This is a genomic window from Nocardioides scoriae, assembly GCF_900104965.1.
In the GTDB taxonomy this organism is placed as follows: Bacteria; Actinomycetota; Actinomycetes; order Propionibacteriales; family Nocardioidaceae; genus Marmoricola; species Marmoricola scoriae.
On sequence record NZ_LT629757.1, the window covers coordinates 2,599,507 to 2,613,148 of the forward strand.

Sequence of the window (13,642 nt, forward strand, 5' to 3'; positions counted from 1 at the left end):
GGCGTCCTACCCCGAAGGCAGCATCCATGGCACACCGCGAGCCCGTCGTCGTCACCGACGAACCCACCATCGGCAAGCTGGTGGTCGACGCCAGCCGCGACGTCTCCGGCCTGATCCAGAAGGAGATCGCGCTCGCCAAGTCCGAGCTGCGGGTCTCGGTCAAGGCGGGCGGCCTGAGCATCGGGCTCTTCGCCGGCGCCGCCTTCCTGGGCCTGCTCGCGATCATCATGCTGTCGGTCGCGATCGCCCACTTCATCTCGTTCACCGGCCTGGACCTGGCCTGGGGCTTCCTGATCGTGTTCTTCCTCTACGTGCTGCTGGCGGGCCTGCTCGCCTTCGTCGGCCTGAAGAAGGTCAAGAAGGTCCGCCCGCCCGAGAAGGCCATCGGCCAGGCCAAGGCCATCCCCGGCGCCTTCAAGGGCAAGAGCTAGCCGAGCAGGGCGTACGCCGCGGCCCCGGCCGCCTCAGGCGCAGTTGCCCGACGACACCCGCTCGGAGGCCTCGAGCCCGGTGGCGGCGGCGCGGCTGACCTGGCGGGCGGTCAGGGCGTAGCCGGTGTCACGGTCGCTGACCGAGGCGGCGAAGACGACCCCGAGGACGCGGCCGTCGGTGCCGACGACGGGGCCACCGGAGTTGCCGGGCCGCACCAGGCCGCGCATCGAGTAGACGTCGCGGGTCACGGTGCCGTTGCCGTAGATGTCGGGCGAGCGCAGCCGCTGGTCGGCGCGGATCCGGACGGGCTGGGCGTCGAAGGGGCCGTCCTGCGGGTAGCCGAGCACGGCGCCCTGCTGGCGCTCGCGCCCCTGCAGGTCGAACTGCAGCGGCTGGCCGCGCAGGCCCGGCACGTCGAGCACCGCGACGTCCACGTCGGGGTCGTAGTAGACGACCGTCGCGGCGAGGGTGCGGTCGCCCGCGACCACGCGCGGCTCGGTGACGCCGGCGACGACGTGGGCGTTGGTCATCAGCTTGCCGGGCGAGTAGACGAAGCCGGAGCCCTCGACGCCGCTGCCGCAGCGGTTGGCGCTGCGGATCTTGTAGACGCTGTCGGCCGCCGCCACGACGTCGGGGTCGCGCAGCACGCGGCGCTGGGCCGGGGCGACGCTGACGATGCGCTCGCGGGCGAACGGCTCGAGGTAGCGCGGGAAGAAGCTGGACCCGACGACGTCGTCGAAGGACCGCAGCGCCTGCTGGGCCCGGGCGGGCATCAGGTCGTTGACCTTGACCAGGACCTGGCTCTCGCGGACCTGCGGGCCGATGCCGGGGATCTGCGAGCCGCTGATGGCCACGCCCAGCATCCAGGCCACGATCAGCACCGCCACCACGCTCAGCGCCGCGCCACCGATGGCGTCGACCGCGCGCACGGGCTGCCAGGTGATGGTGTCGCGGATCCGGCTGCCGCCGAACTGCAGCAGCGCCTGCCCGATCGAGGCGACGACGAGCACGACGAACAGCGCCCCCAGGGAGACCCACAGCGAGGGCGCGGCGTCGCCGAGCAGCATCGGCGCGAGCCAGATGCCGAGCAGGCCGCCGAGCACCAGCCCGGTCGTGGCGAAGGCACCGGTGATGAACCCCTGCCAGTAGCCCGAGAGCGCGTAGGCGAGCACCAGCGCGACCAGGCACCAGTCGAGGAAGTTCATGGGAGTGCTCTCGGGTCGGGGAAGGAGCGCGGGTCACCCGTCAGGGGTGGTCAATCTTGGCGTACGCCCAGCATGTAGTCCGGTAATGGATGCTCCACCGTCGCGTCCCAGTCGCGGGTCAGCCCCACGTGGTCGAACAGCTTGTTGATCAGCCCGGCGGTGAAGCCCCACAGCACGAGGTCCTTGTCGTCGCCGATCAGCCAGCCCGGGCTGCGGTAGCCGCGCGGGTGGGTGACCGTCACGCGGTGACGCGGGTCGAGGAGCTCCTCCAGCGGCACCCGCAGCACCGTGCGGACCTCGCCGGGGTCGACCACGGCCACCGGCGTCGGGTCGGCCCACCAGCCCAGCACCGCGGTCACGGCGAAGTTGCTGGGCGGCAGCCACAGCTCGGGCAGCCGGCCGAAGACCTCGACGCCGGCCGGGTCGAGGCCGGTCTCCTCCTCGGCCTCGCGCAGCGCCGCGGCGACCGGGCCGCTGTCGGCCGGGTCGATCGAGCCACCCGGGAAGGAGATCTGGCCGGGGTGGCTGCGCATGTCGTGGGAGCGCTCGGTCAGCAGCAGGTCGGGACCCGTGGGCCCCTCCCCGAACAGCATCAGCACCGCTCCCTTGCGGGTGCTGGCGCCCTCGGGCGGCACGAACCGGCTGATGTCCTCGGCGGTGATCGACGCGGCGCCCTCGCGGATCGGCTCCAGCCAGGCGGGCAGGCTCACGGGGCCACCCCGAGGTGCTCGGCGACCAGGTCCTCGATCTGCTGCACCGAGGTGATCTTCATCGGCCGCGCGAACCTCACCCGGCCCTCGGCGTCGACCAGGACGATCTGCGGCAGCGTGCGGGCGCGGGTGAGGCCGTCGGGGTCGGCGTAGAGCGGGTAGTCGACCCCCGAGTCCTCGGCCAGCGCCACGGCCTGGTCGACCTGGGTGTCCTGGAAGTCGATGCCGATGACGTCGACGCTGCCCGCGTGCTTGCGGGCGTACGCCGCGTAGTCCGGCAGCTCCGCGCGGCACGGCGCGCACCAGCTGGCCCACAGGTTGACCACGGCCGGACCCCGGATCGAGCCGAGGTCGAGCTCGCCGGAGCCCTGCAGGGCCTCCAGCGTCACGTCGGGCAGCGCCCGGGGCGACGTCGGCCGCGCGGGCCCGTCGTCGGCGCCGCCCGACCCGCACCCGGCCGTCACGACGGCGAGCAGGACCGCCAGCAGCCCCACGACCAGCGGTCGCGCGCTCCGCCCGGTCCCCCGGCGGCGGCGCCTCACGCCGGCCCCTGGGTCTTGACGAGCTTCGCCGCGGCCTCGGCGTCGGTCGGACCCGCGCCGTACGCCGGGCACCAGCGCGCGACCGTGCACGCCCCGCAGGCCGGCTTCTTGGCGTGGCAGACCCGACGGCCGTGCCAGATCAGGTGGTGGCTCAGCAGGGTCCAGTCGCGGCGCTCGAACAGCGCCCCCACGGCGTGCTCGGCCTTGACCGGGTCGGTCTCCTCGGTCCAGCCGAGCCGGCGGGCCAGCCGACCGAAGTGGGTGTCGACGGTGATGCCGGGGACGTCGAAGGCGTTGCCGAGCACCACGTTGGCGGTCTTGCGCCCGACGCCGGGCAGCTTCACGAGGTCGTCGAGGCGTGGCGGCACCTGCCCGTCGTGGTCCTCCACGAGCGCTGCCGACAGCTTGAGCAGCGACTCGGTCTTGGCGCGGAAGAACCCCAGCGGCCCGATGATGCGCTCCAGGTCCTCGCGCGGGGCCGAGGCCATCGCGCGGGGGTCGGGGTAGGCCGCGAACAGCGTCGGGCGGACCGCGTTGACCCGGCGGTCGGTCGTCTGCGCGCTGAGCACGGTCACCACGAGCAGCTCGAACGGGTTGGCGAAGTCGAGCTCGCAGCGCGCGTCGGGGTAGGTCTCGCCCAGGACGCGGTCGACCTTGCGGGCGCGGCGGACCAGGGCGGTCGACGGGCGTGCGGCGGCGTCGGCCGCGGACACAGGAGCAGGCACCGGCCCAGGGTACGGCGCGCCCCCGACGGTCCCCGCGGGGCGGAGGCGGGCCCGCCGCGGAGTGGCCGCATGGCGAATGCCTGGTGGATGCGACAGACTGTGACCCGTGGCACCCGTCCGTGCGTGGCGGGTGCTGCCGACGAGAAGGGACTTCCCGGGTGACCAATGACGTGCTCCGCCAGGCGCCGCTGTTCAGCGCGCTCGACGACGAGGCTGCCTCCGCGCTGCGCTCCTCGATGGGCGAGAACCGGCTGCGTCGGGGAGAGGTGCTCTTCCACGAGGGCGACCCCGGCGACAAGCTCTACATCGTCACCGACGGCAAGGTGAAGCTCGGCCGCACCTCCTCGGACGGCCGCGAGAACCTGCTGGCGATCCTCGGCCCCGGCCAGATGTTCGGCGAGCTCTCGCTCTTCGACCCGGGCCCGCGCTCGGCCACGGTCACGGCCGTCACCGAGACCACCTTCCTCTCGCTGTCCCACGACGACCTGCTGCGCTGGCTCGAGGGGCGCCCCGGCGTCTCCCTGGGTCTGCTCGCCCAGCTGGCCGGCCGGCTGCGCAAGACCAACGAGGTCGTCGCCGACCTGGTCTTCTCCGACGTCCCCGGCCGCGTGGCCAAGGCGCTGCTCGACCTCGCCGACCGCTTCGGCCGCACGGCCGACGACGGCGTCCACGTGCACCACGACCTCACGCAGGAGGAGCTCGCCCAGCTGGTGGGCGCCTCCCGCGAGACGGTCAACAAGGCGCTGGCCGACTTCGCGTCGCGCGGCTGGCTGCGCCTGGAGCCCCGCTCGGTCGTCATCCACGACGTCGAGCGGATGCGTCGCCGGGCCCGCTAGTCCTCGTCCGCCTGGTCCGACCCAGCGCCGGGCCGCCGCGCCCGCGGGAAGTCGGCGGCGTCGATGCGGGCTCCGACCACGACCACCGGGTGGTCCGTCGTACGACGCACCAGGGCGTCGCGGTGCACGTCGTACGACGTCCAGCGCACGCCCGGGCTGCCGAACACCTGGTCGATCCCGGTCTCCGGCGGTCGGCAGCGGCCGCCGTCGTGGCTGCCGCCGGCCGGTGAGGTGAGCGGGGTGGCCGCGGTGACCCGGCAGAAGTAGTGGCCCCGCTCGTTCATGTCGCCGGTGACCAGCTGCGGCACCCCGGTGGCCTCGAGCCGGAGGAACAGCGCGATCTCGGCGTCGGTGGCCGCGTCGCGGTGCACCTGCTGGCCGGGGTTGCGTGGCGTGCTCGCCGGGTTGTGGAAGGTCGACAGCCACACCCGCAGGCCGGTCTCCCGGTGGCGCAGCAGCACGTACGGCGCCCGCACCAGCCGTCCGCGGAAGTAGGGCACCTCGACCAGCTCGGTGCGCACCGGGGCCCAGGTGTCGCTGCGCCAAGCGACGCTGTTCTCGCCCACGCCGGGCCCGAGCGTCGTCCCGGGGAAGGCCCGCCAGCCGGTGGCCCGCGCCGCGAAGGCGGCCCGCTGGTCGCCCTCGAACTCCTGGAGGCCCACGAGGGTGAGGTCGTGGCGGGCCAGGACCTCCAGCACCCCGCCCATCCGCTCCTCGGCCGGCGCGAAGCCGGGCCGGTCGCCGCCCGGACGGGTGTGGCGCGAGGCGAGCAGGTTGAAGGTCGCCAGCCGAAGGTCGACCACCGGCGGCACCTCCTCCGACGGGGTCGGCGCGGGGGTGCTGGGGGCCGCACCGGGGTCGGGCGCACCGCCGGGAGCGGGGCGTCGCACCCACCAGCCGGTGACCACCACGGCCGCCACCAGGACGGCGACGACCGCCAGGAGCGTCCGCCTCGGGACGCCCGTCACGGGCGCCTCAGGAGCGGGGACCCGGACCCGCGGCCCGGCCACCCCGCTCGAGGTGGGCCAGCTGCGCCCGGACCGACAGCTCGGCCGCGCCCCACAGCACCGGGTCGACGTCGGCGTAGACGATCTCCACGACGCGGCGGGGCAGCACCTCGTCGGTGACCTGGCCCTCGGCGCGGGCGTCGGCGAGCCCGACCAGGGCCGCCTCCACCTGTGCCAACCGGTCGCGCCGGTGGGCGCGGTAGTGGTCCAGCACCCCGAGGGCGTCGTCGACCACGGGACCGTGGCCGGGCCAGATCGCGCGCAGGCCCTGCGCCTCGGCCAGCGCGTGCAGCCGGTCCAGCGAGCCGAGGTAGGCGCCGAGCTCGCCGTCGGGGTGGGCGACCACGGTGGTGCCGCGGCCCAGGACGGTGTCGCCGGTCAGCACGGCGTCCTCGGCGGGCAGCACGAACGACAGCGAGTCGGCCGTGTGTCCGGGGGTGGCCACCACCCGCACCTCGAGGCCGTCGACCTCCACGACGTCGCCGTCGCCGAGCCCCTCGTCGCCCAGGCGGTACGCCGGGTCGAGCGCCCGCACGCCGCAGCCCACCCGCTCCGCGAACTCGCGAGCGGCCTCGGAGTGGTCGAGGTGGTGGTGGGTCAGCAGCACCACGGCGACCTCGCCGGCCGCCGCCGCGACGGCGTCGAGGTGGCCCTGGTCGGAGGGTCCCGGGTCGACGACCACCGAGCGCCGGGCGCCGGGCTCGCGCAGCACCCAGGTGTTGGTGCCGTCGAGCGTCATCACGTCGGCGTTCGGCGCCAGCAGGCACCGGGCCCGCTCGCCGAAGCTCCCGCCGGTCCAGGAGGACGCCGTGCTCACGCGCGGGAGTCCAGCAGGTCGTGCATCCACGGCGGTGCGCTCAGGGTGGCGCCGCCGTCGCCCGCCCCGGGGTCCTCGACCAGCTCGGGCATGAACATCTCCACGCGCCGCCCGCGGGCCTCGGCGAGGACCGAGGCGGGGTCGGCGTGCTGCCCGACCTCGAGGCAGGTCATGTAGGTGGGGGGCAGCATCATCAGCTCCTCGGCCTCGACGTCGGCGACCGCCTGCATCGCCGGGAGCCAGGTGACCGACGACGACTCGGTCGACACGTCGCGGGTGACCTGGCCCTCGGGCAGGTCGGCGACGAAGAACCAGGTGCGGTAGCGGCGGGGCTCGAACTGCGGCGTCAGCCACGCCCGCCACACGCCGAGCAGGTCGGTGCGCAGCACCAGGCCGCGCTGCTCTAGGAAGTCGGTGAAGGCCAGCTCGCGGCCCTCCAGCGCAGCGCGGTCGCGCTCCCAGTCCTCCCCGGTGGTGTCGGCCACGACGGTGTCGGGGGACTCCCCCGCCAGCAGCACGCCCGACTCCTCGAAGGTCTCGCGGACCGCGGCGCACACCAGCGCGCGGGCCGTGGCCTCGTCGGTGCCGAGCTGAGCAGCCCAGGTGGCGGCGTCGGGGCCGGCCCAGCGCACGTCGTGGTCGTCGAAGTCGCGCTGGTCGACGCCGCCGCCCGGGAAGACCGCCATGCCGCCGGCGAAGGCCATCGAGGTCTGCCGCCGCAGCAGGTAGACTTCCGGTCCGCCCGTCCCGCGGCGCATCAGCACCACGGTGGCCGCGTTGCGCGGCTCGACCGGCTGCACGGCCCCGGAGGTGAAGGCGCGGGCGCTCTCGACGAACGACGCGGGCAGCTGCACCCGCGTCGCCATCAGACCTCCACCAGCAGCTCGACCTCGACCGGGGCGTCGAGCGGCAGCACCGAGACGCCCACCGCGGAGCGCGCGTGGCGACCGGTGTCGCCGAAGACCTGGCCGAGCAGCTCCGAGACGCCGTTGGCGACCTGCGGCTGCGCGGTGAAGTCGGCCGTCGAGGCCACGAAGACCACGACCTTGACGACCCGCACCACCGCCGAGAGGTCACCGACCTCGGCCCGCACCGCGGCGAGCGCGTTGAGGGCGCACTGGCGGGCGCAGTCGACGGCCTCCTCGAGGCTCACCTCGCCGCCGACCTTGCCGGTCAGCAGCAGCTGGCCCTGGCGCATCGGCAGCTGGCCGGAGGTGAACACCTGCGACCCGCTGCGCACCGCCGGGACGTACGCCGCGACGGGCGCGGCCACCTCCGGCACGCTCAGCCCCAGCTCGGACAGCCGCTCCTCGGGGGTGCTCATCGCGGGCTCAGGCGACCGGGCGCTTGAAGTAGGCCACGAGGTTCTCGGGGTTCATCCCCGGGACCATCTGCACCAGCTCCCACCCGTCGGAGCCGAAGTTGTCCAAGATGGCCTTGGTCGAGTGCACCAGCACGGGCGCGGTCAGGTATTCCCACTTCGTCATGCCGGTCACCCTAGACCCGGCGCCGGACGTCCCTACAGTGGCGCGGTGACCGACTCCGCGACCTCACCGCAGGTCCAGCCCGACGCCGTGCTGCGGTACGCCGACCACCCCTCGCCCGACGACGGCGTGGTCGACGTCCACCTGCCGGGCGGACGCGTGCCCGAGGGGCCGGCCCGGGTGCTGCTCGTGGTCCACGGCGGCTTCTGGAAGGCGGCCTGGGACCGTCGGCACACCCGCCCGCAGGCCCGGGCGCTGGCCGACCTGGGCTGGGTGGTGGCCACGCCGGAGTACCGCCGGGTCGGGGCCGGGGGCGGCTGGCCCACCACGGGCGACGACGTCCGCCGGGCCCTCGACGCGCTGCCGGAGCTGCTGGCCAGGATCGGGGTCGCCACCGCGCAGACGTGGGCGATGGGCCACTCGGCGGGTGGCCACCTCGTGCTCTGGCTCGCCGGCACCGACGCCCCGCTGGCCGGGGTGGTGGCGCTGGCGCCGGTCGCCGACCTGGACGCCGCGATCGCGCTCGACCTGGGCGACGGCGCCACGACCGCGCTGCTGGGCGGCCACGACCCGGCCGGGGCCGACCCGCTGCGGCTGCTGGACCGCCGACCGGCGCACGACGTGACGGTGGTGCACGGCAGCGCCGACGACGCCGTGCCGCTGTCGCAGAGCCTGGGCCTGGTGGCGCGACACCCGTGGATCGGGCTGCGCCGGCTCGACTGCGACCACATGAGCCTGGTCGACCCGACCTCGCCGGCGTGGGCCACCGTGGTCGGGTGCCTGCCCCCGGACGCACGTGTGCCCCAGGACGCGCACTAGCGCGTCCTGGGGCACACGACCCCGGGGACCGGTCGGTCAGCTGGCCTCGAGGGTGGGGTAGTCGGTGTAGCCCTCGGCGCCGCCGCCGTAGAAGGTCGCCTGGTCGGGCTCGTTGAGCTCGGCGTCCTTGCTCCAGCGCTGCGGCAGGTCGGGGTTGGCCAGGAACGGCCGACCGACGACGACCGCGTCGGCGAGGCCGGTCTCGAGCAGCTCCTCGACGGACTCGCGGCTGGTGACGTCACCGAAGCCGGAGTTGAGCAGAACGCTGCCGCCGAAGCGGGCCTTGAGGTCCTTGACCAGCGACTCGAGGGGCTCCAGGGGGCTGGCCAGCACGCTGAGGTACGCCAGTCCGAGCGGGGCGACCCCGTCGACGACGGCCTGGTAGGTCGCCTCGAGGTCCTCGCCGAGCTCCTCGCCGATGCCGTTGAACTGGTGGCCGGGCGAGAGCCGCAGGCCGACCTGGCCCGCGCCGATCTCGGCGGCGACGGCCGTGACGACCTCGACGACGAAGCGGGCGCGGTTGGCGGGCGAGCCGCCGTACTGGTCGTCGCGCAGGTTGATCGTCGGGTCGAGGAACTGGTGGAGCAGGTAGCCGTTGGCCGCGTGGACCTCGACCCCGTCGAGCCCGGCGTCGACCGCGTTGCGGGCGGCCGTCACGAAGTCCTGGACCAGCGCCGCGACCTCGTCGGTCCCGACGGCGCGGGGCACGTCGTGGGGCTTGGGGCCCTCGGCGGTGACCATCTCGCCGGGCGCCTGCACGGCGCTGGGGGCGATGGTCTCGACGCCGTCCTTGTTGTCGGCGTGCGCGATCCGGCCGGCGTGCATCAGCTGCGCCACGATGGTGGCGTCCTTGCGGTGCACCTCGTCGGCCACCAGGCGCCAGCCGGCGACCTGGTCCTTGGTGTACAGCCCGGGCACGTTCAGGTAGCCCTGGCCCACGGCGCTGGGCGCCACGCCCTCGGTGATGATGAGGCCGGCGCTCGCCCGCTGCGCGTAGTAGGTGGCGTTCAGCTCGGTGGGGGCGTTGCCCTCACCCGCGCGGTTGCGCGTCAGCGGCGCCATCACGAAGGACTGGGGGAGCTCCCAGTGGCCGATCCGGACGGGGGCGAAAGCACGGGACATCGGGATGTTGACCTCCGGGTAGTGGAAAGCTTGACGACCTGTGGAACCGTCGTCGCGCTCCAGGCATTCCCGACATCAGCCCGCAACCGTGGTGGAGCCGGTCACACCAGCGCGGGCTCGGTCTTCTCCCGCACCTCGTCCTCGGTGACGCCGGGCGCCAGCTCGACCAGCCGCAGCCCCTCGGGGGTCACGTCGAGGACGCACAGGTCGGTGATGATCCGCTGCACCACGCCCCGCCCGGTGAAGGGCAGCGAGCACTCCTCGACGATCTTGTAGGAGCCGTCCTTGGCGGTGTGCTCCATCAGCACGATCACCTTCTTGGCGCCGTGGACCAGGTCCATCGCCCCGCCCATGCCCTTGACCATCTTGCCGGGGATCATCCAGTTGGCGATGTCGCCGGCGGCCGAGACCTGCATCGCGCCGAGGATCGCGGCGTCGATCTTGCCGCCGCGGATCATCCCGAAGGACAGCGCCGAGTCGAAGATCGAGGCGCCGCGGCGCAGCGTGACGGTCTCCTTCCCGGCGTTGATCAGGTCGGCGTCCTCCTCGCCCTCGAGCGGGTATGCACCCACCCCGAGCAGGCCGTTCTCCGACTGCAGCACCAGCTCCACGTCGTCGTCGACGTAGTTGGGCACCAGCGTGGGCAGCCCGATGCCGAGGTTGACGTAGGACCCGTCGGTCAGCTCCGAGGCCGCCCGCGCGGCCATCTCCTCGCGGCTCCAGCTCACGACTGCTCCTTCGATCGCACGGTGCGCTTCTCGATGCGCTTCTCGGACGCCTGCTCGGGGGTCAGCGGCACCACGCGGTGCACGAAGACGCCGGGCGTGTGGACCTGGTTGGGGTCGAGCTCGCCGGGCTCGACGAGCTCCTCGACCTCGGCGATGGTCACCCGGCCGCACATCGCGGCGAGCGGGTTGAAGTTCTGCGCTGAGTCGCGGTAGACGAGGTTGCCGTGGCGGTCGCCCTTCCAGGCACGCACCAGGCCGAAGTCGGCGACCAGCGCCTCCTCCATCACGAACTCGCGAGGGCCGTCGGGGGTCTCGAAGGTGCGGGTCTCCTTGGCCGGGGAGGCCACGACCACGTTGCCCGCGTCGTCGTAGCGCCACGGCAGGCCGCCCTCGGCGACCTGGGTGCCGCCGCCGGTCGCGGTGAAGAAGGCCGGGATGCCGACGCCACCGGCGCGCATCCGCTCGGCGAGGGTCCCCTGCGGGGTCAGCTCGACCTCGAGCTCGCCCTGGAGGTACTGCCGGGCGAACTCCTTGTTCTCCCCGACGTACGACGCGACCATCCGGCGGATCCGCTTGGCCGCCAGCAGCCGGCCCAGGCCCCAGTCGTCGACGCCGCAGTTGTTGGAGTACGCCTCCAGGTCGGTCGTGCCGGCCTCCAGCAGCGCCTCGATCAGCACCGACGGGATGCCGCACAGGCCGAAGCCACCGACCGAGAGCGTCGCGCCGTCCGGGATGTCCGCGACGGCCTGCGCCGCGCTCGCTGTCACCTTGTCCATGGTCCGTCACCACCTCCGCGGCGATCCTGCCACGGGCATGGCGCACGTCACATGTCGGCACCGACCACTGTCGACCCCCTCCACATGTCCTCGCTCACATCCTCCGTGGGACCGGGTCGCGGCCCTCTACCCTCGGGACATGCCTGCCGAGCCCTCCCCGAGCTCCGCCTCGGACTCCCCCGCGGGGTCGCTGTTCCCCGGCGTCCAGCTCCACGTGGTGACCGGCAAGGGAGGCACCGGCAAGTCGACCGTGGCCGCCGCCCTCGCGCTCGCGCTCGCGTCGCGGGGCAGGACCGTGCTGCTGTGCGAGGTCGAGGGCCGCCAGGGCATCGCCCAGCTGTTCGACGTCGCGCCGCTGCCCTACGAGGAGCGGCTGCTGGTCCGGCCCCAGGCCGGCGCCGGCGAGGTCTACGCCCTGGCCATCGACCCCGAGTCGGCGCTGCTGGAGTACCTCGACATGTACTACCGCCTCGGCCGCGCCGGCAAGGCGCTGGACCGCTTCGGCGTCATCGAGTTCGCCACCACCATCGCGCCCGGCGTGCGCGACGTGCTGCTCACCGGCAAGGTCTACGAGGCCGCCAACCGCAACCGCCGCAACAAGGGCGCCCGGACCTACGACGCCATCGTGCTCGACGCCCCGCCGACCGGCCGGATCACGCAGTTCCTCAACGTCAACAACGAGCTGGCGGGCCTGGCCAAGGTCGGCCCGATCAAGGCGCAGGCCGACACCGTCACCACCCTGCTCCGCTCGGACCGCACCGCGATCCACCTCGTCACCGTCCTCGAGGAGATGCCCGTGCAGGAGACCGGCGACGGCATCGCCGAGCTGCGGGAGGCCGACCTGCCGGTGGGCGGCGTCGTGGTCAACCTGGTGCGGCCGCAGGACCTCGACGCCGAGGACCGCGCCGACCTGGTCGAGGGCGGCACCGACCGGGCCGCGCTCGCCTCCAGCCTGGAGAAGGCCGGCGTCACGGCCTCCGAGCCGCTGCTCGACGGGCTGCTCGAGGAGGGTCTGCACCACGCCGAGCGGCGGCGCCTGGAGGACGGCCAGCGCGCACTGGTGGAGCGCCTCGGCGTCCCGGTGCTGGAGCTGCCGCGCCTGCCGGGCGGCGTCGACATGGGCGGGCTGTACGAGCTCGCCGAGCACCTCTGCCAGGACGGACTCGCATGACGCCGAAGCAGCCCGGGTCCCGCTCGGCCCGCACCTCCCCCCGCGTCGGCCCGCTGGTGACCGACCGCCACGGCGTTCCCGTGCCCGACCGCGTCCTGGACGTCGACGCGCTGCTCGACGACCGCGAGCGCGGCATCATCGTGTGCTGCGGCTCCGGCGGCGTCGGCAAGACCACCACCTCGGCCGCGCTCGCGCTGCGGGCCGCCGAGCGGGGCCGCAAGGTCGTGGTGCTCACCATCGACCCGGCCCGCCGGCTGGCGCAGTCGATGGGCATCGAGTCGCTCGACAACACCCCGCGGCCGGTGCCGGGCGTGGGCCGCGACGGCGGCTCGCTCGACGCGATGATGCTCGACATGAAGCGCACCTTCGACGAGGTGGTGCAGAGCCAGGCCAGCCCCGAGAAAGCGGCCCAGATCCTGGCCAACCCCTTCTACGTCGCGGTGTCGAGCTCGTTCGCCGGGACGCAGGAGTACATGGCGATGGAGAAGCTGGGCCAGCTCGACGCCGAGGCCCGGCGCACCGGCAGCCACGACCTGATCGTGGTCGACACCCCGCCCTCGCGCAGCGCGCTGGACTTCCTCGACGCACCGGAGCGGCTCTCGAGCTTCCTCGACGGGCGGTTCATGAAGCTGCTGCTGGCGCCGGCCAAGGGACCGGCCCGGCTGATGACGGCGGGCTTCGGGATGGTGACCAACGCGGTCACCAAGATCATCGGCGCCCAGGTGCTGCAGGACATGAAGGCCTTCGTGGCGGCCTTCGACACCCTGTTCGGCGGCTTCCGGGCGCGGGCGCAGCGCACCTTCGAGCTGCTGCAGGACCGGCGCACGGCGTTCGTGGTGGTCGCGGTGCCGGAGCCCGACGCGCTGCGCGAGGCGGCGTACTTCGTCGAGCGGCTGCGCGCCGAGGACATGCCGCTGGCGGGCCTCGTCGTCAACCGGGCGAGCACGCTGCCCGAGGGCAACCTGTCGGCCAACGCCGCGCGCGCCGCCGTGGAGCGGCTGCGCACCTCGGGCGAGGACCACGACCTGGCGGCCGGGCTGCTGCGGCTGCACGCCGACCGGCTGATGCTGGTCGAGCGCGAGCAGCGGCTCACGGGCCGCTTCGCCACCAGCCACCCCGACGTGGCCACGGCCGTGCTGCCGGCCCTGTCGACCGACGTGCACGACCTCGACGGGCTGCGTCGCATCGGCGAGCTCCTGGCGGACCAGGGTGTCGCCGAGCGGGACGCCACCGCCTAGACCGACGCGGAACGACCCTCCCCGACCGTT

General features: G+C 73.9%; 17 protein-coding genes. 5 read left to right on the forward strand and 12 right to left on the reverse strand.

Translation table 11 applies throughout. From position 1 onward, the window contains the following. The first annotated feature begins 26 nt into the window (after window positions 1-26). Complete coding sequence (locus BLU55_RS12415) at window positions 27-431, forward strand: phage holin family protein (RefSeq protein WP_091730161.1); 405 nt, start codon at window positions 27-29, stop codon at window positions 429-431. A gap of 33 nt (window positions 432-464) precedes the next feature. Here the strand turns inward: BLU55_RS12415 and BLU55_RS12420 are convergent, their stop codons facing one another. Genes BLU55_RS12420 through nth form a run of 4 tightly spaced genes read right to left on the reverse strand, consistent with a single transcriptional unit; the run spans window position 465 to window position 3,614 of the window. Then, window positions 465-1,637, reverse strand: a complete 1,173-nt coding sequence (locus BLU55_RS12420; protein ID WP_091730163.1) for a MarP family serine protease — start codon at window positions 1,635-1,637, stop codon at window positions 465-467. A 50-nt stretch (window positions 1,638-1,687) separates the two neighbouring features. After that, window positions 1,688-2,347, reverse strand: a complete 660-nt coding sequence (locus BLU55_RS12425) for an NUDIX hydrolase (RefSeq protein ID WP_197680976.1) — start codon at window positions 2,345-2,347, stop codon at window positions 1,688-1,690. Next, complete coding sequence (locus BLU55_RS12430; RefSeq protein ID WP_157682845.1) at window positions 2,344-2,889, reverse strand: TlpA family protein disulfide reductase; 546 nt, start codon at window positions 2,887-2,889, stop codon at window positions 2,344-2,346. The genes BLU55_RS12425 and BLU55_RS12430 overlap by 4 nt, the downstream gene beginning before the upstream one ends. Then, a complete protein-coding gene (gene nth / locus BLU55_RS12435) occupies window positions 2,886-3,614 on the reverse strand; it encodes an endonuclease III (RefSeq protein ID WP_091730166.1) in 729 nt (242 codons plus the stop codon). The genes BLU55_RS12430 and nth overlap by 4 nt, the downstream gene beginning before the upstream one ends. Before the next feature lie 158 nt (window positions 3,615-3,772). Between nth and BLU55_RS12440 the strand changes: the two genes are divergently transcribed. Then, complete coding sequence (locus BLU55_RS12440; RefSeq protein ID WP_091730168.1) at window positions 3,773-4,450, forward strand: Crp/Fnr family transcriptional regulator; 678 nt, start codon at window positions 3,773-3,775, stop codon at window positions 4,448-4,450. Here the strand turns inward: BLU55_RS12440 and BLU55_RS12445 are convergent. From BLU55_RS12445 to BLU55_RS12465, 5 genes are read right to left on the reverse strand one after another with little or no spacing between them, the layout of a single operon-like run. Further along, window positions 4,447-5,418: an endonuclease/exonuclease/phosphatase family protein gene (locus BLU55_RS12445; RefSeq protein WP_157682846.1), complete on the reverse strand. Its 972-nt coding sequence runs from the start codon at window positions 5,416-5,418 to the stop codon at window positions 4,447-4,449. The genes BLU55_RS12440 and BLU55_RS12445 overlap by 4 nt on opposite strands. Window positions 5,419-5,425: 7 nt before the next feature. Beyond that, complete coding sequence (locus BLU55_RS12450) at window positions 5,426-6,274, reverse strand: MBL fold metallo-hydrolase (RefSeq protein WP_231916856.1); 849 nt, start codon at window positions 6,272-6,274, stop codon at window positions 5,426-5,428. Beyond that, complete coding sequence (locus BLU55_RS12455) at window positions 6,271-7,140, reverse strand: NUDIX hydrolase (protein WP_172833908.1); 870 nt, start codon at window positions 7,138-7,140, stop codon at window positions 6,271-6,273. Before BLU55_RS12455 ends, BLU55_RS12450 begins: the two co-directional genes overlap by 4 nt. Then, on the reverse strand, window positions 7,140-7,598 hold the full coding sequence (locus BLU55_RS12460; RefSeq protein ID WP_091730174.1) for a RidA family protein: 459 nt from the start codon (window positions 7,596-7,598) through the stop codon (window positions 7,140-7,142). Before BLU55_RS12460 ends, BLU55_RS12455 begins: the two co-directional genes overlap by 1 nt. Before the next feature lie 7 nt (window positions 7,599-7,605). Then, window positions 7,606-7,761, reverse strand: coding sequence for a DUF4177 domain-containing protein (locus BLU55_RS12465; protein WP_091733860.1), 156 nt, complete (start codon window positions 7,759-7,761; stop codon window positions 7,606-7,608). Window positions 7,762-7,806: 45 nt separating this feature from the next. Here BLU55_RS12465 and BLU55_RS12470 point away from each other — a divergent pair, with 45 nt between their 5' ends. Further along, window positions 7,807-8,577 carry an alpha/beta hydrolase gene (locus tag BLU55_RS12470; protein ID WP_091730176.1) on the forward strand — a complete coding sequence of 257 codons (771 nt, stop codon included), beginning with the start codon at window positions 7,807-7,809 and terminating at the stop codon, window positions 8,575-8,577. A gap of 36 nt (window positions 8,578-8,613) precedes the next feature. Here BLU55_RS12470 and BLU55_RS12475 read toward each other — a convergent pair whose 3' ends face one another. The 3 genes from BLU55_RS12475 to BLU55_RS12485 form a co-directional block, all read right to left on the reverse strand. Beyond that, the gene (locus BLU55_RS12475; RefSeq protein WP_091730179.1) at window positions 8,614-9,699 is read right to left on the reverse strand and encodes an alkene reductase; all 1,086 of its coding nucleotides are present in this window, start codon (window positions 9,697-9,699) and stop codon (window positions 8,614-8,616) included. A gap of 101 nt (window positions 9,700-9,800) precedes the next feature. After that, complete coding sequence (locus tag BLU55_RS12480; RefSeq protein WP_091730182.1) at window positions 9,801-10,427, reverse strand: CoA transferase subunit B; 627 nt, start codon at window positions 10,425-10,427, stop codon at window positions 9,801-9,803. Beyond that, complete coding sequence (locus BLU55_RS12485) at window positions 10,424-11,203, reverse strand: CoA transferase subunit A (protein WP_091730185.1); 780 nt, start codon at window positions 11,201-11,203, stop codon at window positions 10,424-10,426. The genes BLU55_RS12480 and BLU55_RS12485 overlap by 4 nt, the downstream gene beginning before the upstream one ends. Before the next feature lie 139 nt (window positions 11,204-11,342). On the opposite strand from BLU55_RS12485, the gene BLU55_RS19780 reads away from it, so the two are divergent. Continuing rightward, entirely contained in the window at window positions 11,343-12,374 is a 1,032-nt protein-coding gene (locus BLU55_RS19780) for an ArsA-related P-loop ATPase (protein ID WP_091730188.1), read from the forward strand. Further along, window positions 12,371-13,612, forward strand: a complete 1,242-nt coding sequence (locus BLU55_RS19785) for an ArsA family ATPase (RefSeq protein ID WP_091730191.1) — start codon at window positions 12,371-12,373, stop codon at window positions 13,610-13,612. Before BLU55_RS19780 ends, BLU55_RS19785 begins: the two co-directional genes overlap by 4 nt. Window positions 13,613-13,642 lie beyond the last annotated feature (30 nt).